This window comes from Klenkia brasiliensis (assembly GCF_900100695.1).
GTDB lineage: Bacteria > Actinomycetota > Actinomycetes > Mycobacteriales > Geodermatophilaceae > Klenkia > Klenkia brasiliensis.
In genome coordinates this window covers 505330-531073 of record NZ_FNCF01000001.1, presented here as the reverse complement: position 1 = coordinate 531073, position 25744 = coordinate 505330, and the positions used below count along the sequence as shown (strand labels likewise).

21 protein-coding genes are annotated in these 25744 nt (G+C 75.2%); 11 read left to right on the top strand and 10 right to left on the bottom strand.

The genetic code is table 11. The annotated features are described in order from the left end of the window. The first annotated feature begins 16 nt into the window (after window positions 1–16). From BLT39_RS02705 to BLT39_RS02690, 4 genes are read left to right on the top strand one after another with little or no spacing between them, the layout of a single operon-like run. Entirely contained in the window at window positions 17–1054 is a 1038-nt protein-coding gene (locus BLT39_RS02705) for a LacI family DNA-binding transcriptional regulator (RefSeq protein ID WP_242658107.1), read from the top strand. A gap of 57 nt (window positions 1055–1111) precedes the next feature. Next, window positions 1112–2788 (top strand): circularly permuted type 2 ATP-grasp protein, encoded by a 1677-nt coding sequence (locus BLT39_RS02700; RefSeq protein ID WP_091058164.1) that lies wholly within the window; start codon window positions 1112–1114, stop codon window positions 2786–2788. Beyond that, window positions 2782–3732, top strand: coding sequence for an alpha-E domain-containing protein (locus tag BLT39_RS02695; RefSeq protein WP_091058161.1), 951 nt, complete (start codon window positions 2782–2784; stop codon window positions 3730–3732). Before BLT39_RS02700 ends, BLT39_RS02695 begins: the two co-directional genes overlap by 7 nt. A 5-nt stretch (window positions 3733–3737) precedes the next feature. Then, complete coding sequence (locus BLT39_RS02690) at window positions 3738–4685, top strand: transglutaminase family protein (protein ID WP_091059328.1); 948 nt, start codon at window positions 3738–3740, stop codon at window positions 4683–4685. On the opposite strand, the gene BLT39_RS02685 is transcribed toward BLT39_RS02690, so the two are convergent. The 4 genes from BLT39_RS02685 to BLT39_RS02670 all read right to left on the bottom strand — a co-directional run bounded on the left by BLT39_RS02685 (window position 4669) and on the right by BLT39_RS02670 (window position 8384). Next, window positions 4669–5166: a GNAT family protein gene (locus tag BLT39_RS02685; protein ID WP_091058159.1), complete on the bottom strand. Its 498-nt coding sequence runs from the start codon at window positions 5164–5166 to the stop codon at window positions 4669–4671. The genes BLT39_RS02690 and BLT39_RS02685 overlap by 17 nt on opposite strands. Window positions 5167–5306: 140 nt before the next feature. Then, window positions 5307–6230, bottom strand: a complete 924-nt coding sequence (locus BLT39_RS02680) for a hypothetical protein (RefSeq protein WP_091058154.1) — start codon at window positions 6228–6230, stop codon at window positions 5307–5309. A 43-nt stretch (window positions 6231–6273) separates the two neighbouring features. Continuing rightward, window positions 6274–6951 (bottom strand): hypothetical protein, encoded by a 678-nt coding sequence (locus BLT39_RS02675; protein WP_091058151.1) that lies wholly within the window; start codon window positions 6949–6951, stop codon window positions 6274–6276. Continuing rightward, window positions 6948–8384, bottom strand: a complete 1437-nt coding sequence (locus BLT39_RS02670; RefSeq protein WP_091058148.1) for a hypothetical protein — start codon at window positions 8382–8384, stop codon at window positions 6948–6950. Before BLT39_RS02670 ends, BLT39_RS02675 begins: the two co-directional genes overlap by 4 nt. Window positions 8385–8494: 110 nt before the next feature. Between BLT39_RS02670 and BLT39_RS02665 the strand changes: the two genes are divergently transcribed. Next, complete coding sequence (locus tag BLT39_RS02665) at window positions 8495–10294, top strand: ABC-F family ATP-binding cassette domain-containing protein (RefSeq protein WP_091058145.1); 1800 nt, start codon at window positions 8495–8497, stop codon at window positions 10292–10294. 17 nt (window positions 10295–10311) lie between these two features. On the opposite strand, the gene BLT39_RS02660 is transcribed toward BLT39_RS02665, so the two are convergent. Continuing rightward, window positions 10312–10680 carry a helix-turn-helix domain-containing protein gene (locus BLT39_RS02660; RefSeq protein WP_207507530.1) on the bottom strand — a complete coding sequence of 123 codons (369 nt, stop codon included), beginning with the start codon at window positions 10678–10680 and terminating at the stop codon, window positions 10312–10314. A gap of 68 nt (window positions 10681–10748) precedes the next feature. Here BLT39_RS02660 and BLT39_RS02655 point away from each other — a divergent pair, with 68 nt between their 5' ends. Genes BLT39_RS02655 through mnhG form a run of 6 tightly spaced genes read left to right on the top strand, consistent with a single transcriptional unit; the run spans window position 10749 to window position 17079 of the window. Beyond that, the gene (locus BLT39_RS02655; RefSeq protein ID WP_091058141.1) at window positions 10749–13655 is read left to right on the top strand and encodes a Na+/H+ antiporter subunit A; all 2907 of its coding nucleotides are present in this window, start codon (window positions 10749–10751) and stop codon (window positions 13653–13655) included. Continuing rightward, entirely contained in the window at window positions 13652–14248 is a 597-nt protein-coding gene (locus BLT39_RS02650) for a Na(+)/H(+) antiporter subunit C (RefSeq protein WP_091058138.1), read from the top strand. The genes BLT39_RS02655 and BLT39_RS02650 overlap by 4 nt, the downstream gene beginning before the upstream one ends. Further along, complete coding sequence (locus tag BLT39_RS02645) at window positions 14248–15828, top strand: Na+/H+ antiporter subunit D (protein WP_091058134.1); 1581 nt, start codon at window positions 14248–14250, stop codon at window positions 15826–15828. The genes BLT39_RS02650 and BLT39_RS02645 overlap by 1 nt, the downstream gene beginning before the upstream one ends. Then, complete coding sequence (locus tag BLT39_RS02640; RefSeq protein WP_091058130.1) at window positions 15825–16388, top strand: Na+/H+ antiporter subunit E; 564 nt, start codon at window positions 15825–15827, stop codon at window positions 16386–16388. The genes BLT39_RS02645 and BLT39_RS02640 overlap by 4 nt, the downstream gene beginning before the upstream one ends. Continuing rightward, window positions 16385–16675, top strand: a complete 291-nt coding sequence (locus BLT39_RS02635; RefSeq protein ID WP_091058126.1) for an MrpF/PhaF family protein — start codon at window positions 16385–16387, stop codon at window positions 16673–16675. Before BLT39_RS02640 ends, BLT39_RS02635 begins: the two co-directional genes overlap by 4 nt. Beyond that, window positions 16672–17079: a monovalent cation/H(+) antiporter subunit G gene (gene mnhG, locus BLT39_RS02630; RefSeq protein ID WP_091058124.1), complete on the top strand. Its 408-nt coding sequence runs from the start codon at window positions 16672–16674 to the stop codon at window positions 17077–17079. The genes BLT39_RS02635 and mnhG overlap by 4 nt, the downstream gene beginning before the upstream one ends. A gap of 4 nt (window positions 17080–17083) precedes the next feature. Here the strand turns inward: mnhG and BLT39_RS02625 are convergent, their stop codons facing one another. The 5 genes from BLT39_RS02625 to BLT39_RS23215 form a co-directional block, all read right to left on the bottom strand. Continuing rightward, window positions 17084–20503: an error-prone DNA polymerase gene (locus tag BLT39_RS02625; protein WP_091058121.1), complete on the bottom strand. Its 3420-nt coding sequence runs from the start codon at window positions 20501–20503 to the stop codon at window positions 17084–17086. Window positions 20504–20527: 24 nt separating this feature from the next. Next, window positions 20528–22141 (bottom strand): DNA polymerase Y family protein, encoded by a 1614-nt coding sequence (locus tag BLT39_RS02620; RefSeq protein ID WP_091058119.1) that lies wholly within the window; start codon window positions 22139–22141, stop codon window positions 20528–20530. Next, window positions 22138–22842: a hypothetical protein gene (locus BLT39_RS02615; RefSeq protein ID WP_091058116.1), complete on the bottom strand. Its 705-nt coding sequence runs from the start codon at window positions 22840–22842 to the stop codon at window positions 22138–22140. The genes BLT39_RS02620 and BLT39_RS02615 overlap by 4 nt, the downstream gene beginning before the upstream one ends. Window positions 22843–22935: 93 nt before the next feature. Continuing rightward, the gene (leuA, locus tag BLT39_RS02610) at window positions 22936–24666 is read right to left on the bottom strand and encodes a 2-isopropylmalate synthase (protein ID WP_091058113.1); all 1731 of its coding nucleotides are present in this window, start codon (window positions 24664–24666) and stop codon (window positions 22936–22938) included. 156 nt (window positions 24667–24822) lie between these two features. Beyond that, window positions 24823–25494 carry a helix-turn-helix domain-containing protein gene (locus BLT39_RS23215; protein ID WP_165640103.1) on the bottom strand — a complete coding sequence of 224 codons (672 nt, stop codon included), beginning with the start codon at window positions 25492–25494 and terminating at the stop codon, window positions 24823–24825. Between the last annotated feature and the right edge of the window lie 250 nt (window positions 25495–25744).

Below are 25744 nucleotides of genomic sequence, written 5' to 3'. Positions count from 1 at the left end.
CCGCACGATGGCCCCCGTGACCACCGAGCTGACCAGCGGCGCGCGGTCGGCCACGCCCACGCTGGACGAGGTGGCGGTGCTCGCCGGGGTGTCGCGGGCGACCGTCTCGCGGGTGGTCAACGAGTCCCCGAAGGTCAGCCCCGAGGCCCGGGAGGCGGTGCAGGCGGCCATCGCGCAGCTGCACTACGTGCCCAACCGGATGGCCCGCAGCCTCGTCACCCGGCGCACCGACACGGTCGCGCTGGTGCTCAGCGAGCCCAACACGCAGGTGTTCAGCGACCCGTTCTTCGCCAGCATCGTGCACGGGGTCTCGGCCGCGCTGGCCGACACCGAGCTCACCCTGGTGCTGCTCACCGCGCGCGACGCCCGCGAGCAGCAGAAGATCGCCCGCTTCGCCCGGCAGGGCCACGTCGACGGCGTCGTCCTCATGTCGCTGCACAGCGAGGACCTGCTGCCCGACGTGCTCAGCGGGGCCGGCGTCCCGCTGGTGCTGTGCGGGCGGCCCTACGACGGCCGGTCGGTGGCCTACGTCGACGCCGACAACGTCGGCGGTGCGCGGGTGGCCACCGAGCACCTGCTCGGCCTGGGGCGCCGCCGGGTGGCCACGCTGACCGGGCCGACCGACATGATCGCCGGGGTCGACCGGTACCTCGGCTGGCAGCGGGCCACCGAGGACGCCGGCCGGGCCGTGGACCCGTCGCTGGTCGCGCACGGCGACTTCACCGAGGCCGGCGGCGAGGCCGCGATGGCCCGGCTGCTGGCGCAGGCGCCCGACCTGGACGCCGTCTTCGTCGCCTCCGACCCCATGGCCGTCGGCGCCCTGCGCGCGCTGCGGGCCGCCGGGCGCCGGGTGCCCGAGGACGTCGCCGTGGTCGGCTTCGACGACGCGGCGGTGGCCACCACCTGCGACCCCCCGCTGACCACCGTCGCCCAGCCGCTGGACCTGATGACCGGGGAGCTGGTGGAGCTGCTGCGCCGCCAGATCGAGGGTGTCGCCGCGCCCGCCGAGACCCGCACCTGCCCCACCCGGCTGGTCCGCCGCGCGTCCGCCTGATGCGGCCCCGTGCGCGTCGAAACGCGCCGTTCACCGCCCCTGGTTAGGTTCTGCGCCATGGCGGACCTCTTCGACGGCTACCCCCTCGGGGAGCAGTGGGACGAGATGTTCGGCGCACCGGCCCAGCCGCGGCCGCCGTACGCCGGCCTGTTCGGCTCGCTGCAACCGATGTCGGGGGAGGAGCTGGCCGCCCGCGCCGACGTGCTGAGCCAGACCTACCGCGACGCCGGGGTCACCTTCGCCCACGCGGGGGAGGAGCAGCCCTTCCCGCTGGACATCGTCCCGCGCATCATCGGCGCCGACGAGTGGGCCCACGTCGAGCGCGGGGTGGCCCAGCGGGTGCACGCGCTGGAGGCCTTCCTGGCCGACGTCTACGGCGCCGGCCAGGTCTTCGCCGACCGCGTCGTGCCGCGCAGCGTGATCACCACCAGCGCGCACTTCCACCGCGCCGCGCACGGCCTGGTGCCGCCCAACGGCGTCCGGGTGCACGTCTCGGGCATCGACCTGGTCCGCGACGAGGCCGGTGACTTCCGGGTGCTCGAGGACAACCTGCGCTCGCCGTCGGGCGTCAGCTACGTGATCACCAACCGGGCGGCGATGAGCCAGGTGCTGCCCGAGCTGTTCGGCGACCACCGCATCCAGCCGGTCGCGGACTACCCGAGCAAGCTGCTGGCCGCGCTCAAGGCCGCCGCGCCGCCGTCGGTCAGCGACCCGGTCGTCGTCGTCCTCACCCCGGGCGTCTACAACTCCGCCTACTTCGAGCACGCCCTGCTGGCCCGCCAGATGGGCGTCGAGCTGGTCGAGGGCCGCGACCTGGTCTGCTCGGGCGGCCAGGTCAGCATGCGGACGACGGACGGCCAGCAGCGGGTCGACGTCATCTACCGGCGCATCGACGACGAGTTCCTCGACCCGGTGCACTTCCGCTCCGACTCGGTCATCGGCTGCGCCGGCGTGCTCAACGCCGCCCGGGCCGGCCGGGTGACCATCGCCAACGCCGTCGGCAACGGCGTCGCCGACGACAAGCTCATCTACACCTGGGTCCCCGACCTCATCCGCTACTACCTCGGCGAGGAGCCGGTGCTGGCCAACGCCGACACCTACCGGCTCGACCACCGCGACGCGACCGAGTGGGTGCTGGAGAACCTGTCCTCGCTGGTGCTCAAGCCGGTCGACGGGTCCGGGGGCAAGGGCATCGTGATCGGCCCGCGGGCCGACGAGCAGACCCTCGAGGCGCTGGCGGTGAAGGTGCGCGAGAGCCCCCGCGACTGGATCGCGCAGAAGCCGATCGGGCTGTCGACGTCCCCGACGCTGATCAACGGCCGGATCGCCCCCCGGCACGTCGACCTGCGGCCCTTCGCGGTCAACGACGGCAAGGACGTGTGGGTGCTGCCCGGCGGGCTGACCCGGGTGGCCCTCCCGGAGGGCGAGCTGGTGGTCAACTCCAGCCAGGGCGGCGGGTCCAAGGACACCTGGGTCATCTCCGGTCCGCGGCCGGCCGACGGGCCCCCGCCGGACCGCACCCAGATCGAGTTCACCACCGCCGACCTGCCGGCCGAGCCGCCGGCGCAGGACCCCGGACCGGCCAACGACAACGCGGTCGGCCAGGGCCAGCAGCAACAGCAGCAGCAGGTGAAGGACCCCGTCCTCCTCAGTGCTCGCACGCTCGCACCGAGCCTCGGGACGGGGCCGACGGCTGGTGGCGACGAGCAGGCCGTTGGAGGTTCCCGATGCTGAGCCGGATCGCCGAGTCGCTGTTCTGGATCGGCCGCTACGTGGAGCGGGCCGACGACACCGCCCGGATCCTCGACGTGCACACCCAGCGCCTGGTCGAGGACCCGTGGATCGACGAGCGGCGGGCCTGCCACAACCTGCTCTCGCTCATGGGCATCCCGTGCGACCCGGCCGAGGCCGACACCGAGCGGGTGCTGGCGACCCTGGCCTTCGACCGGATCGCCCCCAGCTCCATCGTCGGTGCCCTCAGCGCCGCCCGGGAGAACGCCCGTGGCGCCCGCGAGGTGCTGTCGGCGGAGATCTGGGAGTCGCTCAACGTCACCCACAACGCGCTGCCGCAGCAGCGCACGATGGCCCGCCGGTACGGCCCGCACTCGCTGTTCCGCTTCGTCCGCGAGCGGTCGGCGATGGTGTTCGGGCTGGCCGACGCCACGATGAGCCGCGACGAGAGCTGGCTGTTCCTCATCCTGGGGCGGTCGCTGGAGCGGGTCGACATGACCAGCCGGATGCTGTCCACCCGCGTGCTCGCCGGGGACGCCGCGCCGTCCTGGACCCTGGTGCTGCGCTCGACCGGTGCCTACGAGCCCTACCTGCGCACCTACCGGGGGGCGGTGAACTCCAGCCGGGCGGCGGAGTTCCTGCTGCTGGACCGGCTGTTCCCGCGCTCGGTGTTCGCCGCGCTGGAGCAGGCCGAGGGCTGCCTGGCCGAGCTGGAGCGCTCCAACGTGCGCGACGGCCACCGCATCGGCGTGGCCGGGGAGGCGCACCGCATCGTCGGCCGCGCGCGCACGATGCTGGAGTTCATGGGCACCGACGAGATCCTCGATCGGCTGCCCACCCGCCTGGACGAGCTGCAGCGCACCTGCTCGGCCGCCAGCGAGGCCGTGACCAGCAGGTTCTTCACCGAGCAGGCGCCCCAGGTCTGGGTGCCGGAAGCCGTGGGGTGAGCGCGATGACCCAGTCGCAGTCCCAGCGCGTGCCCGAGCCGGTCACCGGTCCGCTGCCCCGCGCCGCGGTGCCGCAGACCGCGCAGCCCGCCTCGGCCCCGGCCGGTGTCGAGCGGTGGCGGCTGCAGGTCGTGCACCGGACGAAGTTCTCCTACGCCGGCCCGGTGCGCAGCTCCTACAACGAGGCCCGGATGACCCCGGAGAACTCGACCCGCCAGACCACGCTGCGCTCCCGCGTCGAGGTGGAGCCGGCCGCGACGATGCAGGCCTACCGCGACTACTGGGGCTCCACGGTCACCGCGTTCGACCTGCACGGCCCGCACCGCGAGCTGTCCCTGGTGGCCACCTCGGTGGTCGAGGCCGGCCCGGAGCCCGAGCAGGCCCCCGTCGTCGACTGGGCCGAGCTCGCCACCCCCGACGTCCTCGACCGGTTCGGCGAGATGCTGGCGCCCACCCGGCTCACCGCCATGGACCCCCCGGTCGTCCGGGCGGTGCGCGAGGCCGTCGGCGACGCCGACCCGCGCGAGGCCGGGTACCGGGTCTGCCGGTTCGTGCACGACCACATGCAGTACCTGTCGGGGTCCACGCACGTGAAGACCACGGCGATGCAGGCCTGGACCTCGGGCCGCGGGGTCTGCCAGGACATGGCGCACGTGTCCGTCGGCCTGCTGCGGGCGCTGGGCATCCCGGCCCGCTACGTCTCGGGCTACCTGCATCCCCGCCCGGGCGCGGCGATCGGCGAGCCGGTCAAGGGCGAGAGCCACGCGTGGGTGGAGTGGTGGGACGGCTCCTGGACCGGCTACGACCCGACCAACGTCGTCGAGGTTGCCACCCGGCACGTGACGCTGGGCCGCGGCCGCGACTACAAGGACGTGCCGCCGTTGAAGGGCATCTTCTCCGGCCCGCGCAGCGAGGGGCACTCGGTCGTCGTCGAGGTCACCCGCCTGGCCTGAGGTCGTCGGTGGGTGGGCGGTCCATCGGGGGCAGGTGGGCCGCCCGCCCCGGCACCCGGTGCCGCCACCACTCCGGGGCCGCGGTGAGCCAGCTGTCGCCGAGGTCGGTGAGCCGGCCGTCGCTGCGCAGCGACGCCCAGCCGAGGGCCACCCGGACCCCGGCCGCCACCATCAGCAGCTTGGCGGCCACCCGCAGCCGGCGGTGCTCCGGGGCGACGAACACCTGGCCGACCACCCCGGTGGCCGCCGTCCAGCGCACCGCGCCGACCTGGTTGGCCCAGCCGACGTCGAGCCAGGACAGCGCGTCCGCGGCGACCACCGCGCCGTCGTCCAGGTGCGCGGTGGAGAAGGCGACCAGGTCCACGTCACCGCCGGGGGCGCCGGGCCCGGCGGCGCGCAGCACGCACCACAGGTGCGGGGCCCGCGGCGCGACGTCGGGGGAGACCAGCACCCGGGACGGCGCCCGCCCCGGCTGCGGCACGTGCGCCTCGACCTGCCACCCCGCCGAGCGGGTCGGGGGGCCGGGGAGGTCGACGACGGCGCCGTCGGGGAAGGCGTCGGACGCCGTGCCGACCAGGACGTGCCCGGTGCCGACGGCGTGCCGGGCGTACCAGAGCGAGGTCAGCGGACCGCCCGGCGACGCCCGACGACGACTGCACCGGCGCCGGCGACCAGCAGCCCGCCGCCGACGAGCGCGGCCGGGACGGCGTCGAACCCGGTGGTCGCCAGGGTCGGCGCGGCGGTGGCCGGGGTCGCGGCCGCGGGCTCCACGGGGACGACGGGTGCGGCCGGCGCGGTCGAGTCCGGTGCGGGGGCACTCGGCGCGACCGTCGGGTCGACGGGCACGTCGCCGGCGACCTGGGCCAGCGGGTCGAAGAGCACGACCGACCCGGTGGCGCCCTCGGCGTCCATCCCGTCGGCGGCCGGGGTCACGGTCGGTGCGACGTCCAGCACCTGGTCCGGGCCGGTGTCCTCCAGGACGGGCAGCTCGAACCGCGGCCACGTGCCGATGCCGTGGACCACCGCGTCGTCGCCCGCCGGCAGGGCGAACAGGCCCGACGACGGCGGCTGCACCTGCGTGATGGTGAAGGCCTGGTTCCCCCACACGCGCAGCAGGCCGGTGTCGGGGTCGACGTAGTCGCTGCCCTCGGGGAACGAGCACTCCCCGGCCGCGTCGGTGGTGCAGGAGATCGTGACGGGCGTGCCCTCGTCGTCGAGGTCGTCCGGGAAGGCGACCTCCACGACGGCGCCGGACATGTCCTCGTCCTCGGGCGCGTCGACGCCGGGCTCGGGGGCGACCGAGAGTTGCAGCTTGCCCAGGCCGAAGTCGACCGGCTGGTCGGGGGTGCCCAGGTAGGAGGCCGGGCCGTTGGTGAGCACCTGCGGCGCGACCGCGGGGGCCTGCTCGGGGGTCTGGTCGGCCGGGGCGGACGGGTCGACCATCGCCGAGGCGGCCGGCGCGGTCACCGTGCCCAGGGCGACGGTGGCGAGCAGCAGCCCGCCGACCTGGAGCGGACGGCGGGACAGGCGGGCGCGGGAGGTCACGCCCGGCCTATCGGCGGGCCCGGGCCGGGTCGTGACCACCGGGTCAGGACCGGGGCGGGTCGGGGACGAGCTGGCGGGCCGGGACGCCGACGGCCTCGTCCGCGGGCGTCATCGGCGGCGGCCGCTCGCCGCCCGCGGGGACCCGGGCCCGCCACGCCGGCGACTGCGCCGACAACCAGGCATCGCCCAGGTCGGTGACCCGGCCGTCGCTGACCAGGGGTGCCCACCCGAGCGCGGACCGGACGGCGTCGGCCGTCACCACGACGCGGGTGCCGATCCGCCGTCGCCGGGCCCGCGGGGAGACGTACACCTGCGACACCAGGCCGGTCGACGGCGACCAGCGCACCGCGGCGACCTGGTCGGCCCAGGTCACGCCCGCGGTGGCCAGGGTCCCGGCGCCCACCACCCGGCCGTCGGCCAGCGCGGCGGTGGAGAACGCGACCAGGTCGACGGCGTCCCCGTCCCCGGCGGGACCGAGCACGAACCACAGGTGCGGGGAGCCCGCGGCGAGCTCGGGCGAGACCTGCACCGTCACCGGTACGTGGCCGGCGTCGCGCACGTGCGCCTGCGCCAGCCAGCCCGCCGGGTGGGCCGGCGGGCCGGGCAGGTCGACGACGGTGCCGTCGGGGAAGCCGGGGCCGGCGACGGACACCAGCACGACCCCGCCCGCCGGGACGGCGTGCCGGGCGTACCAGACCGCCGTCCCGACCGGGGAGCTCACGCGGTGCGCCGCCGCCGGGTGCCGGCGACGGTGAGCGCCGCGCCGCCGCCCAGGGCCAGGGCGCCCAGGCCGAGCAGCGGGGCGACCTCGACACCGGTCTGCGCCAGCGCGGGCGTGCTCCCGGACGTCACGGTGAAGGTCACGCTGCTGGTCGCGCCGCTGGTCAGCCCCACCGCGGTGACGGTGTGGGTGCCGGGCTCAAACCCGGCGGGCAGGGTGAAGGTGAACGTGGCCATGCCCTGGGCGTCGGCCACCGCGGTGCCGAGGTCGACGGGGGTCGAGTACAGCGTGCCCCGCGCGGTCTCGCCGGGCGTGAACCCGCCGGCGGTGATCGTCTGCTGACGGCCGGCGGCCACCGTGGGGGCCGCGGCGGTGGCGGTCCCGGTGGTGCGGGGGGCGGTGGTGGGCGGCGCGACGGGGACGCCGACGGTGGCGCGCAGCACGGCGTCCCGCTCGGTGGTGCTGGTGGCGGCGGGCACGGCGAACGCGGTGCTGGTGCCGCCGCGGGTCACCAGGTAGTCACCGGGCAGGTAGCGGCCGTCGAACGTGGCCCGCCCGGCGGCGTCCGTGGTCGCGACGACCGGGGTCGACCCGGTCGCGCAGGCGCCGGCCACCTCCGGGCACAGCTGCACCTGGGTGCCGGCCGGGGCACCGTCCACCACGGACACGCCGAGGGTGCGGTAGCCGTGCAGGACCGGCAGACCCAGGTCGCTGGAGTCGCCGACGGGGGCGGGACTGCTGTCGGTGTAGCCCTGGATGGACATGGGTGCGTCCAGCAGCTGGCCCGAGGAGGGCGGGGTCACGAGCGTGAGCGTGAAGACGGAGTCCGCGGGCAGCGACGGGACCTGTGCGAGCCCGTAGTAGTTCTCGGTCGGGACCGTGCTGCCCGGCTGGAACTCGCACGAACTCCCGAAGGGGAAGTTGACGAGGCCGGCGTCCACGTCGCAGATGCCGTGGGCGGTCGAGGGGGCTCCGTCCACCTGGCTGAAGCGCAGCTCCAGCTGCGCACCGGTGACGTCGAGGTCGACCCCGTCGGGCAGCTCGTCCTCGGAGGTGTCCAGGTAGAGGTTCAGCTTGCCGGTGCCGAAGTGCGCGCCGGTCGGGGTGGTCGTGCCGGCCACCACGTCGGGCCCGGTCTCCGTGGCGGCGGCCGCCGTCGACGGTGCCGCGGACGTGGAGGTGGCCGACGACGGCGCCGTGGTGGTGGCCGCCGTGCCGTCGGTGGTGCTCGCGGGGCCGTCGGTGCCGGTCGCGGTGGTCGTGGCCGCCGGGGGCAGCACCTCCGGGGCCGAGGTCGTGGCCGACGGGTCGGTCTGCGGCGCCGGGGTCTCCTCGGCCAGGGCGGCGGGTGCGGTGGCCATGCCGAGGGTCGTGGCGGCGAGGAGCAGGCCGCCCAGCTGGAGGGGGCGGCGGGCGAGCAGGCGGGAGGTCACGGCGCGCCTATCGGCAGTGCACGACCCGGTCGGTACCGATCAGCTGGTCACGGGCCGGACAGCCCTCCGCCGACGTGCGGCCGACCCGGCCTGGAACACTCGGGGACCTCATGACATCTCCGCTCAACCTGGTCTCCCTGGAACGCGTCTCCAAGGCCCACGGCACCACGGTCCTGCTCGACGACGTCTCCCTGGGCATCGCCGCGGGGGAGCGGATCGGCGTCGTCGGCCGCAACGGCGGGGGCAAGTCCACCCTGCTGTCGGTCATCACCGGCGCGGAGCCCCCCGACGAGGGCCGGGTCACCATGCGCGGCGGCACCGCGCTGGGCGTGCTGGACCAGAGCGGCACGCTGCCGCCGGGGGCCACGGTGCACGACGTCGTCCTGTCCGGGTTCGGCGCCGAGCACGAGTGGGCCGCCGACGCCGCCGTCCGGTCGGTGCTCACCGGCCTGGAGCTGGACCGGCTCGGTCTGGACGCCCCCGTCGCGCCGATGTCCGGCGGCGAGCGGCGCCGGGTGGCGCTGGCCGCGCAGCTGGTGCGCCCGCTGGACCTGCTGGTGCTCGACGAGCCCACCAACCACCTCGACGTCGAGGGCGTGGCCTGGCTGGCCGACTACGTCAAGGCGCGCGCCGGCGGCCTGCTGGTGGTCACCCACGACCGCTGGTTCCTCGACGAGGTCTGCACCACCACGTGGGAGGTCGCCGACGGCTCGGTGCACGCCTACGACGGCGGGTACGCCGCCTACACGCTGGCCCGCGCCGAGCGCGCCCGGATCGCCAACGTGACCGAGGAGCGCCGGTTGAACCTGGTCCGCAAGGAGCTGGCCTGGCTGCGACGGGGCCCGCCGGCCCGCACCAGCAAGCCGAAGTTCCGGATCGAGGCCGCGCAGGCGCTGATCGCCGACGAGCCGCCGGCCCGGGACTCGATGCAGCTGGCCAACTTCGCCGCCCGCCGGCTGGGCAAGACCGTCTACGAGCTCGAGGACGTGTCCTACGCCGTCCCCACCGACGACGGCCCGCGCACCCTGTTCAGCCACCTGGACTGGAACGTCGGCCCGGGCGACCGGATCGGCGTGGTCGGCGTCAACGGCGCCGGCAAGACCTCGCTGCTCAAGCTGCTGGTGGGGGAGAACGAGCCCGACGCCGGCACGGTCAAGGTCGGCCAGACGGTCTCGGTGGCCTACCTCTCCCAGCACGTCACCGAGCTGCCGCCGCGCGCGCGGGTGCTCGAGGCCGTGCAGGAGGTCTCCCGGATCGCCCGGCTGGGCAACCAGGAGGTCTCCGCCTCGACGCTGGCCGAGCGGTTCGGGTTCGCCGCCAACCGGCAGTGGACGCCGGTCGGCGACCTCTCCGGCGGCGAGCGGCGCCGGCTGCAGCTGCTGCGGCTGCTCATGGCCGAGCCCAACGTGCTGGTGCTCGACGAGCCGACCAACGACCTGGACATCGACACCCTCACGGCGCTGGAGGACCTGCTCGACGGGTTCCCCGGCACCGTGCTGGTGGTCAGCCACGACCGGTACTTCGTCGACCGGGTCTGCGACACCGTGGTGGCGCTGCTCGGCGACGGCTCGCTGGCCCAGCTCCCGGGCGGGGTCGAGGAGTACCTGCGCCGCCGCGCCGCGGGCCAGGCCCAGCTGTCCACGGCGGCCGGGTCGCCGTCCGGCGGCGCCCCGTCGGCCCCGCAGGTCAGCGCCGCCGACGCGCGGGCCGCGCGCAAGGAGGTGCAGAAGCTCGAGCGCCGGATGCTGAAGCTGGACGGCGACGAGAAGAAGCTGCACGAGCAGCTGCTGGCCGCCGCCACCGACCACACGAAGGTCGCCGACCTCAACGCCCGGCTGCTGGCCGTGCAGGCCGAGAAGGACGAGGTCGAGACCGCCTGGCTGGAGGCCGCCGAGCTCGCCGAGGGCTGACCCTCCCCCTGCCCGCGTCAGTCGGCTGCGGGTTCCTCGTGGTGGCAGCGGCGCTGGTGCTCCAGCACGTCGGCCAGCCTGATCCGGCGGTGCCTGCCCGGCTGGTCGTAGGGGATCGCGCCGTGCTCCAGCAGCCGGACGACGGTGGGCCTGCTCACCCCGAGCAGGTCGGCCGCCTCCTGGGTGGTCAGCGTGCGCTCGTGCGGCACGAGCGTCACCGCGGCGCCGTGGGCGAAGGCCTCCAGCGCCGTGACCAGCACCTCGGCCACCTCGGGGGGCAGGGCCACCGCCCTCCCGTCGGACCCGCACAGCTGCCACGGACCCGGCGGCAGCACCGGCAGCGAGGCCGGCGGGTGCACCGTCGACTCGCGCCCCCGGGAATCCACCGGCAGACTGTAAATCGAACGAAACGAACGCGCGCGCCGATCGGCGTCCCCGACCCCTATGGAGACCCGTGGGCCTGCTCCTCCTCGCACACCTGGTGGCCGCCGTGCTGGCGCCCGTCCTGGTGCGCTGGTGGGGCCGCTCGGCGTACTACGCCCTGGCGCTGGTCCCCGCGGCCGGGTTCGGCTGGCTGCTGGCGCAGCTGTCCACGGTGCTCGACGGCGGCACCGTGGACGAGCGGACGACGTGGATCCCCGCGCTCGACCTGGACGTCACCCTGCGCCTGGACGTCCTGGCGCTGTCGGTCGCCGCGCTGGTCACCGGGGTCGGCGCCCTGGTGTTCGTCTACTGCGCCCGGTACTTCGAGCCCGGGGACGAGGGCCTGGGCCGGTTCGCCGGCGTCCTCATGGCCTTCGCCGGCTCGATGCTCGGCCTGGTCGTCGCCGACGACATGCTCCTGCTCTACGTGTTCTGGGAGCTCACCACCGTCTTCTCCTTCCTGCTGATCGGCGGCAGCGGCGCCAAGGTCGCCGGCCGCCGCGCCGCCCAGCAGGCCCTCGTCGTCACCACCGCGGGCGGGCTGGCGATGCTCGTCGGCCTGGTCATGGTCGGCCAGGCCAGCGGCAGCTACCTGCTCAGCGAGGTCGTGGCGAACCCCGGCAGCGGCCCGCAGGTCACCGTCGGCATCCTGCTGGTGCTCGCCGGCGCGGTCACCAAGTCGGCGATGGTGCCCTTCCACTTCTGGTTGCCCGCCGCCATGGAGGCACCCACCCCGACCAGCGCCTACCTGCACGCCGCGGCGATGGTGAAGGCCGGCATCTACCTGGTCGCCCGGCTGGCCCCCGGCTTCGCCGACACCCCGGGCTGGCGGCCGGTGCTCATCGGCCTGGGCCTGGCGACCATGCTGCTGGGCGGCTACCGCGCGCTGCGCCAGTACGACCTCAAGCTGCTGCTCGCCTTCGGCACCGTCAGCCAGCTGGGCTTCCTCATGGTCCTGCTCGGCACCGGCAGCCGGGAGGCCGCGGCCGCCGGCGTGGCCATGCTGCTGGCGCACGGGTTGTTCAAGTCCACCCTGTTCCTCTGCGTCGGCGTCGTCGACCACGCCTGCGGCACCCGCGACCTGCGCGAGATCTCCGGGCTGGGCCGGCGGCTGCCCGTGCTGGCCGTCACCGCCGGGCTGGCCGCCGCCTCGATGGCCGGGCTGCCGCCGCTGCTGGGCTTCGTGGGCAAGGAGGCGGCGTTCACCGCCTTCCTGGACGGCGGCCTGGAGTCGCGCACCTGGGCGCTGCTCACGCTGCTGGGCCTGGTCCTCGGGTCGGTGCTCACCGTCGCCTACACCGCGCGTTTCCTCTGGGGCGCCTTCGGCAGCGGGGGAGCGGTCCGCCGCTGCGCCGCCGGCGAGCCGAAGCCGGCCCACCTGCACCGGCCCGGCCCGGCGTTCCTCGCCGCGCCGGTGCTGCTCGCCGCCCTGGGTCTGCTCGCCGGCCCGTTCTCCTCCCTGCTCGAGCCGCTGGTCGCGCCCTACGCCGACACCCTCCCGCTGGTCGCCGAGGAGGCCGAGGAGCTCAAGCTCTGGCACGGCCTGCAGCCGGCCCTGCTGCTCTCGCTGGTCACCGTCCTCGGCGGCCTCGCGCTGTTCACCGGCAGGGACGCCGTCGCCCGCCTGCAGCGCCGGATCGCCGTCGACGCCTCCGCCGACGAGGGCTACTGGCACACCATGCGCGGGCTGGACCGGGTCGCCCAGACCAGCACCCGCAGCACGCAGCGGGGCTCGCTGCCCACCTACCTCGGCGTCATCCTGACCGTGCTGGTCCTGCTGCCGGGCTCGGTGCTGGTGCTGCATGCGCCGTGGCCGGACGCCGTCCGGCCGTGGGACACCCCCGTGCAGGCACTGGTGGGCGTGGTCGTCCTGGGGTCGGCCGCGCTGGCGGTCCGCATCCGGCAGCGGCTGTCCGCGGTGCTGGTCGTCGGCGTCACCGGCTACGGCGTCGGCGTGCTGTTCGCCCTGCAGGGCGCCCCCGACCTGGCGCTCACCCAGTTCCTCGTCGAGACGCTCACCCTGGTCACCTTCGTGCTGGTGCTGCGCAAGCTGCCCAAGGACATCTCCGAGCGGCACCGCGCCAAGGAGCGCACCGCCCGCGGGGTCATCGCCCTCGCCGTCGGCGCCCTGATGGCCGGGGTCGGCGTGGTCGCGCTCGGCGCCCGCACGGCGACGCCGGTGTCGGTCGACTTCCCCGAGCAGGCCTACTCCTTCGGCGGCGGCGAGAACATCGTCAACGTCACCCTGGTCGACATCCGGGCCTGGGACACCCTGCTGGAGATCTCGCTGCTGGTGGTGGTGGCCACCGGTGTGGCCAGCCTGGTGTTCATCCGGCAGCGCACCGGTGCGGTGGCCCGGGCCACCGGCGACACCCGGTCGGCCCGCGGTCGGCGTGCGCCGCGGGACCGCTGGCTGGCCGCCAGCGCCACCCTCTCCCCGCAGCGCCGCTCGGTGATCCTCGAGGTGGTCACCCGGGTGCTGTTCCACACCATCGTCGTGCTGAGCGTCTACCTGCTGTTCAGCGGCCACAACGTGCCCGGCGGCGGGTTCGCCGGCGGCCTGGTGGCCGGGCTCGCCCTCGTGCTGCGCTACCTGGCCGGCGGGCGCTACGAGCTCGGCGAGGCCGCGCCGGTCGACCCCGGCAAGCTGCTCGGGTCGGGCCTGCTGCTGGCCGGCACCACCGGCATCGCCGGCCTGCTGCTGGGCGTCGATGCGCTGCAGACCACCATCCTCGAGCGCACCGTGCCGGTCCTGGGTGACGTCAAGCTGGTGACCTCCCTGTTCTTCGACATGGGCGTCTACCTCATCGTCGTCGGCCTGGTGCTCGACGTGCTGCGCAGCCTCGGCGCGCAGATCGACGCCGACGACGAGCACGACGAGGACCCCGACCCGGCCGAGGGCCAGGCGCTGGCCACCACCGCGGGAGGTGACCGGTGATCCCCACCGTCGTCCTGCCGGTCATCGTCGGCGGCCTCTACGCCGCCGGCGTCTACCTGCTGCTGGACCGCAGCCTGACCCGGGTGCTGCTGGGCTTCCTGCTGCTGGGCAACGCCACCAACGTGCTGATCCTGTCCGCCGGCGGGGTGGCCGGGCTGGCCCCGATCCTCCCGGTCGACGACGTCGGCGACATCAATGACCCGCTGCCGCAGGCCCTGGTGCTCACCGCCATCGTGATCACCTTCGGCATCTCCGCCTTCGTGCTGGCGATGATCTACCGCTCCTGGCGGCTGGTCCGCGACGAGGTCGTGCAGGACGACGCCGAGGACCTGCGGGTGGCCACCCGCGAGGAGGTCGACGCCGACGAGCGCGACCCCGAGGACATGCCGCTGGCCGACCGCGGGCCCGGCGACGGGTTCACCGTCGAGCGCGAACCCCTGGCCGGTGAGGTCGTCCCGCCCTCGGACGACGTCGACCTCGAGCTGGCGCGCGCGGAGGCGGCGGAGAACGAGTCCGCGGAGGCCCGCGCGGCCGGTGACCCCGGCCGCACGCCCCCGGGCGGCCGCCCCGTCGACCGGCGGGAGGAGCACTGATGGAGGACCTCATCCGGGTGCTCACCCCGCTGCCGGTGCTGCTGCCGCTGCTCGGCGCCGCCGGTGCGCTGCTGGTCGGCCGGCACCCGCGCACGCAGCGGGTGCTCTCGATCGTCGTGCTCTCGGGCGTGCTGGCCGTCTCGGTCGCGCTGCTGGTGCTCGCCGACGACCAGGGCGCCACCTCGGTCTCCGTCGGCGGCTGGCCGGTGCCGCTGGGCATCGTGCTGGTGGTCGACCGGCTGTCAGCGCTGATGCTCGTGGTCGCCAACACCGTCACCCTCGGCGTGCTGGTGTTCGCCGTCGGGCAGGGCATGGCCGACGGCGAGGAGACCGACACCCCGCTGTCGATCTTCCACCCGACCTACCTGGTGCTCGTCGCCGGCGTGAGCAACGCCTTCCTGGCCGGTGACCTGTTCAACCTCTACGTCGGCTTCGAGGTGCTGCTGGCGGCCAGCTACGTGCTGCTCACCCTCGGCGGCACCGCGGGCCGCATCCGGGCGGGCATCACCTACGTGGTGGTCAGCCTGATGAGCTCGCTGGTCTTCCTGGCCGCCATCGCGCTGGTCTACGCCGCCACCGGCACGGTGAACATGGCCCAGCTCGCCGTCCGGCTCGGGGAGCTGCCCGCGGGCACCCAGCTGCTGCTGCAGTCGATGCTGCTGGTGGCCTTCGGCATCAAGGCCGCGGTCTTCCCGCTGTCGGCCTGGCTGCCCGACAGCTACCCGACCGCCCCCGCGCCGGTCACCGCGGTGTTCGCCGGGCTGCTGACCAAGGTCGGCGTCTACGCGATCATCCGCACCAACACGCTGCTGTTCCCCGACGGGGCGCTGGACGACGTCCTGCTGTGGGCCGCGCTGGCCACGATGGTCATCGGCATCCTGGGCGCGGTCGCGCAGACCGACATCAAGCGGATGCTGTCGTTCACCCTGGTCAGCCACATCGGCTACATGGTGTTCGGCATCGCCCTGGGGACGACGGCGGGGCTGGCCGGCGCGGTGTTCTACGTGGTGCACCACATCGCCATCCAGACCACGCTGTTCCTGGCCACCGGCCTGGTCGAGCGCCGCGGCGGCACGACCAACACCGAGAAGCTCGGCGGGCTGGCCAAGGCCTCGCCGCTGCTGGCGATCCTGTTCTTCGTGCCCGCGATGAACCTGGCCGGCATCCCGCCGCTGTCGGGGTTCATCGGCAAGCTCGGGCTCATCGAGGCCGGCGTGGCCCTGGGCGGTGCCGGGCCCTACGTGCTGGTCGGCGGGGCGGTGCTCACCAGCCTGCTCACCCTGGTCGCGGTGGCCCGGGTGTGGGGCCGGGCCTTCTGGCGGCCGCGCGCGGTCGACACCGCCGAGGAGGACCTCGAGGCCATCCGCCCGGCCGCCGGCACCTCGGCCACCACCGCGCAGCTGCAGGAGAACCGGCTGCCCCGGCTGATGGTCGCGGCCACCGCGGGCTTCGTCGTCGTCACCCTGGCGCTGACCGTCTTCGGCGGGGTGCTCTACGGCGTCGCCGACCGGGCCGCGGTCGACCTGGTCGACCGCACGCCCTACCTGGAGTCGGTGTTCGGCCTGCAGGTGATCCGGTGAGGGCCCGGCTGCGGCAGCAGGCGCTCCTGCTCGTCTGGCTCGTGGTGGTGTGGAACCTGCTCTGGGGCACCTTCTCCTGGGCCAACCTGATCAGCGGGGTCGTGCTGGCCGTCGTCGTCACCACGCTGCTGCCGCTGCCGTCGGTGCCCACCAGCGGGCGGTTCCGGCCGCTGCCCGCGCTCCGGTTCCTGGGCACGTTCGTCGTCGACCTGCTGGTGTCCAGCGCCGAGGTGTCCTGGCTGGCGTTCCGGCCCGGGCGGCACCGCTCGGCGATCATCACCGTGCAGCTGCGTACCGACTCCGACCTGCTGCTCACCGTCATCGCCGAGGCGCTGTCGCTGGTGCCCGGGTCGCTGGTGCTCGACCTGGACCGCGAGCGCCGGGTGATGGCCCTCCACCTGGTGCAGGTCCGCGACGCCGCGCACGTGGAGCGGCAGCGGGCGAACGTGCTGGCCATGGAGGACCGCGTGGTGCGGGCGTTCGGGTCGGCCGAGGACATCGCGCGCCTGGACGACCCCAGCACCGAGACGCCCGAGACCGAGGGGGTGGGCCGGCGATGACCGTCGTCGCGATCGTCTGCTTCGCACTGCTGGGCGCGGCCGCGGTGCTGATCCTCACCCGGCTGGCCCTGGGCCCGTCGCTGCTGGACCGGGTCGTGTCCACCGACGCCCTGCTGGTCACCATCGCCTGCGGCATCGCCGTCTACTGCGCGGTCTACCGGGACATCTCGCTGGAACCGGTGCTGCTGGTCGTGGCGCTGCTGGCCTTCGTCGGCTCGGTGTCGGTGGCCCGCTACATCGGCGGGATGCTGGTCAAGGCCGACACCACACCGGAGGAGCGCCGATGAGCGCCGCCGACGTCGTCGCCTCGGTCTGCCTGGTCGCCGGCAGCTTCCTGTGCCTGACCGCCGGGCTCGGTCTGGTCCGCTTCCCCGACGTGCTCAACCGGATGCACGCGGCCACCAAGCCGCAGGTGCTCGGGGTGCTGCTGGTGATGACCGGCGCGGTCATCCGGCTCACCGGCCAGCCGGTCGTCTGGATGCTGGTGCTGGTCGGGGTCTTCCAGCTGCTCACCGCACCGGTCAGCGCACACCTGGTCAGCCGGGTGGCCTACCGGCGCCGGCACGTGCGCCGCGACCTGCTGCTGGTCGACGAGCTCGGGGTGCCCGGGACGCCCGGCCCGGCGGGGTCCACCGCCGCCGACACCCGGGCCGACGAGCCCGCCGACGGCCCGGAGCGCACCGGCCGCTGAGGCGTCAGCGGAAGTCGCGCGACGTCGTCCGGGCGGTGATCGCCAGCGTCTCCAGCCGCTCGGCGACCAGGTTCACCACGCCCTCGTTCCGCTCCAGCCGGCCGTGCACCACCAGCGCCGAGGACTCCCGCGCGACCCGCCGGTGCCGGGCCCACACCCCGGTGGACACGATGACGTTGACCAGCCCGGTCTCGTCCTCCAGGTTGAGGAACGTGGTGCCCCCGGCCGTCGCCGGCCGCTGCCGGTGGGTCACCACCCCGCCCACCCGCACCCGGGTCCCCGAGGTCGCGGTCAGCAGCCCGGACGCCGGCAGCACCCCGGCGGCGTCCAGCTGGGCGCGCACGTGCTGCACCGGGTGGCTGGCCGGGGAGATCGCGGTGGCCCACAGGTCGGCCATCGTCTCCTCGGCGGGGCTCATGCCCGGCAACATCGGCGGCGGCTCCACCACCCCCGACCCCGGCAGCCGGTCGGCCCGCTCCTGCGCCGCCCGGCCGGCCTCCCACAGCGCCTGCCGGCGGGTGAGCCCCAGCCCGTCGAAGGCACCCGCGGTGGCCAGCGCCTCCAGCTGGGGAGCGGTCAGCCCGGTGCGCAGCACCAGGTCGGCCAGCGAGGTGAACGGCCCGCCCTCGTCGCGGGCGGCCACGACGCGCTCGGCGTCGGCCTCGCCGATCGACCGCACCCCGGCCAGCCCCAGCCGGACGGCGAACCCGTCGTCGAGGCGGTGGTCGGCGGTGTCGAAGGGGGCGTGCGGGTCGAACTCGCCGGTCGGCGGCTGGTCGGGTGCCCGGCAGGCGGCGGACCCGGTCGGCCGGGGGTCGTCGTCGGTGCGTTCCAGGTCGGCGTGCACCCCGGACCGCAGGACGTCGGGGGTGAGCACCTGCACGCCGTGCCGGCGGGCGTCGGCGACCAGGGTCTGCGGGGAGTAGAAGCCCATCGGCTGGGCGCGCAGCAGCGCGGCCAGGAACGCCGCCGGGTAGTGCAGCTTGAACCAGCTGGAGGTGTAGACCAGCAGCGCGAAGCTGATCGAGTGGCTCTCGGCGAACCCGAAGTTCGCGAACGCCTCGATCTTGGCGTAGATGCTCTCGGCCAGCTCCCCGGTGATGCCGTGCGAGGCCATCCCGGCGAACAGCGTCGCCCGCAGCGACCCGATCCGCTCCTTGCCCCGCTTGGACCCCATCGCCCGGCGCAGCAGGTCGGCGTCGTCGCCGGTGCACCCGCCGACCGCGACCGCGATCTGCATGAGCTGCTCCTGGAACAGCGGGACGCCCAGCGTGCGGGCCAGCACCGGCTCCAGCAGCGGGTGCGGGTAGGTGACCGGTTCCTGGCCCAGCTTGCGCCGGATGAAGGGGTGCACCGCCCCGCCCTGGATGGGCCCGGGCCGGATCAGCGCGATGTCGATGACCAGGTGGTAGAACTCGCGCGGCTGCAGCCGGGGCAGGGTGCCCATCTGCGCCCGGCTCTCGACCTGGAACACCCCGACGGAGTCGGCCCGGCAGAGCATGTCGTAGACCCCGGGCTCCTCCTTGGGCACCGAGTCCAGCGTCCAGCGCTCGCCGGTGTGGTCGGCGACCAGGTCGAAGCAGTACTGCAGCGCGGCCAGCATGCCCAGCCCCAGCAGGTCGAACTTGACCAGCCCCATCGCCGCGCAGTCGTCCTTGTCCCACTGCAGGACGGTGCGCTGCTCCTTGCGGGCGTGCTCGATCGGGCACACCTCGCCCACCGGACGGTCGGTGAGCACCATGCCGCCGGAGTGGATGCCCAGGTGCCGCGGGAAGCCCAGCAGCTGCTCGGCCATCTCCACCACCGCCGGCGGGATGTCGTGCTCGTCGGTGGTGGCCACCGACCCCCACGTCTCGACCTGCTTGGACCAGGCGTCCTGCTGGCCGGTGCTGTAGCCCAGCGCCTTGGCCACGTCGCGCACCGCCAGCTTGGGCCGGTAGGTGATCACGTTGGCCACCTGCGCGGCGTTGCGCCGGCCGTAGCGGCCGTAGACGTACTGGATGACCTCCTCGCGGCGGTCGGAGTCGAAGTCGACGTCGATGTCGGGCTCCTCGTCGCGGGTGGTGGACAGGAACCGCTCGAAGGGCAGCCCGAAGCGCACCGGGTCGACCGCGGTGATCTCCAGCAGGTAGCAGACCAGCGAGTTCGCCGCCGACCCGCGGCCCTGGCAGAGGATGCCGCGCTGCCGGGCGTAGGCGACCAGGTCGTGGACGATGAGGAAGTAGCCGGGGAAGTCCTTCTCCTCGATCACGTCGAGCTCGCGGTCGACCCGCCGGGCGTAGTCGCGCTCGAACGCCGCCGACCAGGTGCCCGGCGGCCCGAACCGCGCGGCCGCGCCCCGGGCCACCAGCTCGCGCAGCCAGCTCATCGGGGTGTGCCCCGGCGGGAGGTCCATCCGGGGCAGCTTCGGGCGGGCCAGCTCCAGCGGGAAGGCCAGCGCGTCGGCGATCTGCACCGACCGGGCCACCGCACCCGGGTAGCGGGCGAACCGGGCGGCCATCTCCGCCCCCGACCGCAGGTGCGCCGCACCCGTGGCGGGCAGCCAGCCGTCGATGCCGGTCAGGTCCCGCCGCGCCCGGACGGCGGCCAGCGCCCCGGCCAGCCGGCGCCCGTCGGGGGTGGCCACGTGCACGTTGCCGGTGGCCACCACCGGCAGCCCGGCCCGCGCGGCGAGCTCGGCCAGGGCGTCGTTGGTCCGGGAGTCGGTGGGGTGGCCGTGGTCGATGAGCTCGGCGACCACGTTGTCGCGGCCGAACAGGGCGGTGAGCCGGTCGAGCTCGGCGGCCGCGGCGTCCGGCCCGCCGGTGGCCAGCGCGCTGCGCACGGTGCCCTTGCGGCAGCCGGTGAGCACCAGCCAGTCGCCGTCGGCGTCGGCGGCTAGCTCCTCGAGGTCGTAGACCGGGCGGCCCTTCTCCGCCCCGCGCAGCTGGGCCCGGGTGATCGCCGCGGCCAGCCGGTGGTAGCCGGCGGTGCCGCGGGCCAGCACCAGCAGGTGGGTGCCCTCGGGGTCGGCGACGCCGTTCTGCGGCCCGGTCAGCCCCAGCGACAGCTCGGCGCCCACCACGGTGCGCAGCCCGTGCGCGCGGGCGGCCTCGGCGGCGCGCACCACGCCGTAGAACCCGTCGTGGTCGGTGACCGCCAGCGCCGACAGCCCCAGCCGCACCGCCTCGGCGACCAGGTCCTCGGGGTGGCTGGCGCCGTCGAGGAAGCTGAAGTTGGTGTGGCAGTGCAGCTCGGCGTAGGGCACGACCGGCTGCACCGGGGGCTGGGGCAGCAGGTCGGCCGGCGGGACGTAGGGCTGCCGCTTGCGCGACCACGCCGGGCTGTCGCCGCCGTCGCCCTGCTCGGGCCGGCCGGGCCGGTGCCGGTCGGAGAGCTTGCGCTCGAGCTCCGACCACGGGATGGGTGGGTTCTGCCAGCCCATCAGGACTCCTCTGCCCAGCAGGTCTCAGTCATAGCGCGCCTCGACCCACCAGTGGCCGGCCGACACCAGCAGCAGCCAGGCGCTGCCGTCGACGCCGACCACCTGCAGCCGGGCGAGGAAGCCGGTGGGGCCGCCGGTGGGGTGGCCGCGGGTGTCGTCGGTCCACCAGCGCTCGTCGGCCGGCCACGGACCCGCCCACGCCTGCACCGGCTGCCAGCCCACCGGCCAGCCCGCGGCCGGGCGGCCGCCCTCGTCGACCCGGAACCGGGCCGGCGGGACCGACAGCGTGCCCCGGTCGTCGAGGACGGCGGGGGAGCCCGCGGCCCCGACGACGGTGGCCTGCGCGGGGCGGGTGAGCACCGTGGAGGGCAGCGGGGGCGGCAGCCGGCCCGGCCACGGCGGTTCGCCGGGCCGGGTGGGCAGCGGCCGGTCGCCCCAGGGCACGAAGGTGGTGCGGTCGGCCGGGCCGCGCCCGCCGCCGACGACGCTGGTGCCCACCGCGCGGTGGCCCAGCCGGCTCTGCACCCGGGTCAGCGCCTGGTGCACGTGGTCGTCGGGGCCGCCGCCCCACAGACCCTCGGTGTGCGCGCCCTGCGGCTCGACGTCCTCGGGCAGCAGGTCGACCCGGGCGACCGGTGCGCCCAGGCCGCCGCCGGCCAGCTGCCAGCGCACCCGGTCCAGCACGTCGGCGGCGGTGAAGAAGCGGGGGTGCAGCCAGCGGCGGGACACCGCCCCGCCGAGGTCGTCGGTGAGCTCGACCCGCAGCCCGGTGCAGACCAGCACCTGGCCGGCCAGCCCGGCGACCAGCTGCTCGGCGGCCGGTCGCAGGGTGGCCACGACCTGGTCGGCGCGGTCCAGCGGGGGGTCGAGCTCGACGGTGCGGCCCAGCTCGGGCAGCGGCGCGCGCCCGCCCGCGGCGGCCACGTCGTCGCCGCGGGCCAGCCGGTGCGCCCGGCCGCCGGAGCTGCCGAAGCGGGCCAGCACGTCGCCGGGCGCCAGGTCGGCGAACGCGCCCACGGTGCGCAGGCCGAGCCGGCGCAGCAGGTCGGGGGCGTCGGGGTCCAGGACCGGCGCCAGCACCTCGACCGGCAGCCCGGCCAGGAACGGCCGGTCACCGCCGGTGGGCACCACCTGGTAGCCGGGCAGCCGCTCGGCGGTGCGGGCGGCCTGCTCGGCGCTGAACGGGCCGTCGGCCACGCCCACCCGGGCGTCGGGGACGCCGGCCTGCTCGAGCACGTCGAGCAGCACGGCCGCGGCCGCGGTCTCCCCGCCGAGGTAGCTCGCCGCCCCGCGGGCGGGCACCGCGCAGGTGCCCGGCCGGAGCACCTGCACCCCGGGGGCGACCGCCTCGACCGCGCGCAGCACCGGCTCGAAGGCGCGCGCCTCGGCGCCCGGGTCATGCCGCAGCACCACCAGCTCGGCGCACCGGGACTGCGCCTCGCGCACCCGCAGCCCCCGGCGCACGCCCGCCGCCCGGGCGGCGGGGGAGACGGCCAGCACCTGGCCGCGGTCGACGACGGCCACCGGCCGCCGGCCCGGCCCGCCGGGACCGCCCGGGCCGGCGCCCTGGCCGCCGAGGACCGCAGCGGTGACCGGCCAGTCGGGGCACCACAGCACGAGGGTCCGGCGGGTGCTCACCCGGCGGCCCGGACGACCTGCTCGACCGGCGTGGTCACCGGGGCGACCCGGCCCTCGTGGTCGGGCAGCCACAGCCGCGCCCGCTGCGGCCGGGCCGACCGGCGGGACTGCACGACGACCTCGGCGACCCGCCCGGTCAGGTGGCCGTGGCCGTCGCCGAGGCCCTGCCAGTCGCTGCCGGTCACGGCGAGCTCGGCGGTGCTCTGCGGCCAGCTCGGGGAGCCGAGGGGGGTGCACGCCACCAGTGCGGTGCCGCGCTGCCGCAGCCGGGCGGTGAGCCGCTCGGCCGCGGCGCCGCCGACCCGGCCGACCGGCCCGACCAGCACCACGGTCAGCGCGCCGACCAGCGCGTCGACGACGGCCACCGGCTCGGCGCCGGGGTCGGGCACGAGCACGGTGCGGGACAGGTCGACGCCCATGCCCGCCGCGGCCTCGGCGCCGAACCCGGGCACCCCGACCACGCCGCACCACTCGCCGGCCGCCGAGGGCCCGGCCAGCAGCGCGGTGGCCAGCGCGACCGACCCCTGCACGGAGTAGACCGAGCCGGTGTGCAGCGCCCCGCCGGGCAGCAGCGCGGCCAGGGCCGGCAGCGTCTCCAGCGCCCGCCGGGCGGTGGTGGTGCCGAAGCGCCGGTCGGCCCGCGCCGCCGCCGACCGGGCGGCCGCCAGCCGCTCGGCGAGCTCGGGCGGCAGGACGGTCACCGGGCAAGGATCGAACACGTGTTCGATCGATGTCAAACCGGCACGCCGGGGGCGGGGCCCGTTCACCCGGCCGGGTGAACGGGCCGCCGGGGGCTACCGCAGGGCGCGGTTGACGGCGCTGACCACCGCGCGCAGGGACGCGCTCACGATGTTCGGGTCGATGCCCACGCCCCAGAGCACCCGCTCGCCGACGGCGCACTCCACGTAGGCCGCGGCCCGCGCGTCGCCGCCGGAGGACAGCGCGTGCTCGGCGTAGTCCAGCACCCGCACGTCGACGTCCAGGGCGCGCAGCGCGTCCACGAAGGCCGCGATCGGGCCGTTGCCGCGGCCGGTCAGGGTCACCGGGACGCCGTCGTCGACCAGCTCGACGGTCATCTGGTCGGTGCCGGAGCCGTCGGCGGTGTGCTGGTGCCCGGTCAGCGAGAGCCGGCCCCAGGGGGCGTGCGGGTCGGGCAGGTACTCGGAGGAGAACGCGGCCCACATCTGCTCGGCGGTGACCTCGCCGCCCTCGTCCTCGGTGTGCCGCTGGACGACGGCGGAGAACTCGATCTGCAGCCGGCGCGGCAGGTCCAGCTGGTTCTCGGTCTTCATGATGTAGGCGACGCCGCCCTTGCCGGACTGGCTGTTCACCCGGATCACGGCCTCGTAGCTGCGGCCGACGTCCTTGGGGTCGATGGGCAGGTAGGGCACGGCCCACGGGATGTCGTCGACGCCGACCCCGGAGGCCGCGGCGTCGGCCTTCATGACCGCGAAGCCCTTGTTGATGGCGTCCTGGTGGGAGCCGGAGAAGGCGGTGTAGACCAGGTCGCCGCCGTAGGGGTGCCGCTCGTGCACGCCGATCTGGTTGCAGTACTCGACGGTGCGGCGGATCTCGTCGATGTCGGAGAAGTCGATCTGCGGGTCGATGCCCTGGCTGAACAGGTTCAGGCCCAGGGTGACCAGGTCGACGTTGCCGGTGCGCTCGCCGTTGCCGAACAGGCAGCCCTCGATGCGGTCCGCGCCGGCGCGGTAGCCCAGCTCCGCGGCCGCGACCGCCGTCCCGCGGTCGTTGTGCGGGTGCAGCGAGAGGACGACGGAGTCCCGCCGGCCCAGGTTGCGGTGCATCCACTCGATCTGGTCGGCGTAGACGGTCGGCTCGGCCATCTCGACGGTGGCCGGCAGGTTGAGGATCGTCGGGTTCTCCGGGGTGGGCTCCCAGACGTCGGTGACCGCGTTGCAGATCTCGACGGCGAACTCCAGCTCGGTGCCCGTGAAGGACTCCGGCGAGTACTCGTAGCGGATCTCGGTCTCCGGCATGCCCTCGGCCAGCTTGCGCACCAGCCGGGCACCGTGGACGGCGATGTCGACGATCCCGGCCTTGTCGGAGTTGAAGACGACGCGGCGCTGCAGGGTGGAGGTCGAGTTGTACAGGTGCACGATCGCCTGCTTGGCACCTGCCAGGGACTCGAAGGTGCGCTCGATCAGCTCGTCGCGGGCCTGGGTCAGCACCTGGATGGTGACGTCGCCGGGGATCAGGTCCTCGTCGATCAGCTGCCGGACGAAGTCGTAGTCGGTCTGGCTGGCCGCCGGGAAGCCGACCTCGATCTCCTTGTAGCCCATCTGCACCAGCAGCTCGAACATGCGCCGCTTGCGGTCGGGGGTCATCGGGTCGATCAGCGCCTGGTTGCCGTCGCGCAGGTCGACCGCGCACCAGCGGGGGGCGGTGGTGGTGACCTTCTCCGGCCAGGTGCGGTCGGGCAGGGCGATCGCGGCGAAGGGCGCGTACTTGCCGATCGGCATCGCCGAGGGCTGCTGGGCGTTGCGGGCGTGCGGGTGGGTGCTCATGGCTGGTGGCTCTCCTGGGTGCCGTGGTGTGCGGACCGGCAGCGCGGGACGGGCACGCGCGGACACCGCGGCGAGGGGGCCGACCTAGGAGAGGGCCTCGCCGCGGCGGATAAGGAGGAGGCTGCCGCGCACGGGGCCACCGTAGCAGCGCCGGGGTCAGTGGACGTCGCACCGGCAGGGGCAGTCGGGGACGTGCGGGTCGGCCTGGCCCGCCGGGTCGTCCCCCACGAGCAGCTCCTCGCAGCCGGGTGGGCAGGTGCACGGGTCGTCGCGCAGCGGCGGGACCTCGCCGGCCCCGAGCCGGCGCAGGTAGTCCTCCCTGAGCTGCTGCTGGCGCGCAGCCCAGGCCGTCAGGCTCTCCACCCGGCGCTGCTCCGCGCGCCAGCGGGGGTCGTCCTCGGGTACCTGCACCGGGTGGTCGTCGTCGGCCAGCGGCTCGGACCGACGGAGGTCGAAGGTGAACCAGGGCACCGGACGGGCGGCCCGGTGCGGCAGGTACCACCAGCCCTCGTCGCCGTGCCGGACGTCGCAGTGCGCCGGGTACCGGCGACCGCCGTCGTCGCGGGCGGCGGACCCACGCATCGGGAGCACCTCGACGCCGTCGCCGTCGACGAGGGCCAGGCGGAGCCCGGCGATGGTCGCCAGCGAGGCGAGGGCGTCGGCCGACAGGCCTCGGCGGCCGGTCTCGACCTGCGCGATCGTCGACTTCGACAGCCCCGCGGCCAGGGCGAGCTCGCGCTGGGAGAGGCGGGCGGTCCGTCGGATGCGGCGCACGGTGCCCGAGAGGTCGAAGTCCGCGGGTGGGTGTCCCTGCGCTGCCTCGCTCACGACTCCACCGTCACGCGGAGGCGAGGTCGGCACCAGACCCCTGGCCGATGTGTGGACGGGCCGCCGGCCTGTGGACACGACGGAGCTCCCCGGCCCGCCGACACGTCTCCCCGTGCGACCTCGTGCCCTGCCCACCCGAGGTGGGCAAGGGGTGCCTGCCCACCCGAGGTGGGCAAGGGGTGCCTGCCCACCCGAGGTGGGCAAGGGGTGCTTGCCCACCCGGGGTGGGCAGGTGCTCGTGCCCTGCCCC

Coding starts and splice junctions, on each gene's coding strand:
- BLT39_RS02625 (WP_091058121.1), bottom strand. CDS start 20,503: ATGGGCTGGCAGAACCCACCCATCCCGTGGTCGGAGCTCGAGCGCAAG.
- BLT39_RS02690 (WP_091059328.1), top strand. CDS start 3,738: ATGACCCAGTCGCAGTCCCAGCGCGTGCCCGAGCCGGTCACCGGTCCG.
- BLT39_RS02635 (WP_091058126.1), top strand. CDS start 16,385: ATGACCGTCGTCGCGATCGTCTGCTTCGCACTGCTGGGCGCGGCCGCG.
- leuA (WP_091058113.1), bottom strand. CDS start 24,666: ATGAGCACCCACCCGCACGCCCGCAACGCCCAGCAGCCCTCGGCGATG.
- BLT39_RS02665 (WP_091058145.1), top strand. CDS start 8,495: ATGACATCTCCGCTCAACCTGGTCTCCCTGGAACGCGTCTCCAAGGCC.
- BLT39_RS02645 (WP_091058134.1), top strand. CDS start 14,248: ATGGAGGACCTCATCCGGGTGCTCACCCCGCTGCCGGTGCTGCTGCCG.
- mnhG (WP_091058124.1), top strand. CDS start 16,672: ATGAGCGCCGCCGACGTCGTCGCCTCGGTCTGCCTGGTCGCCGGCAGC.
- BLT39_RS02695 (WP_091058161.1), top strand. CDS start 2,782: ATGCTGAGCCGGATCGCCGAGTCGCTGTTCTGGATCGGCCGCTACGTG.
- BLT39_RS02700 (WP_091058164.1), top strand. CDS start 1,112: ATGGCGGACCTCTTCGACGGCTACCCCCTCGGGGAGCAGTGGGACGAG.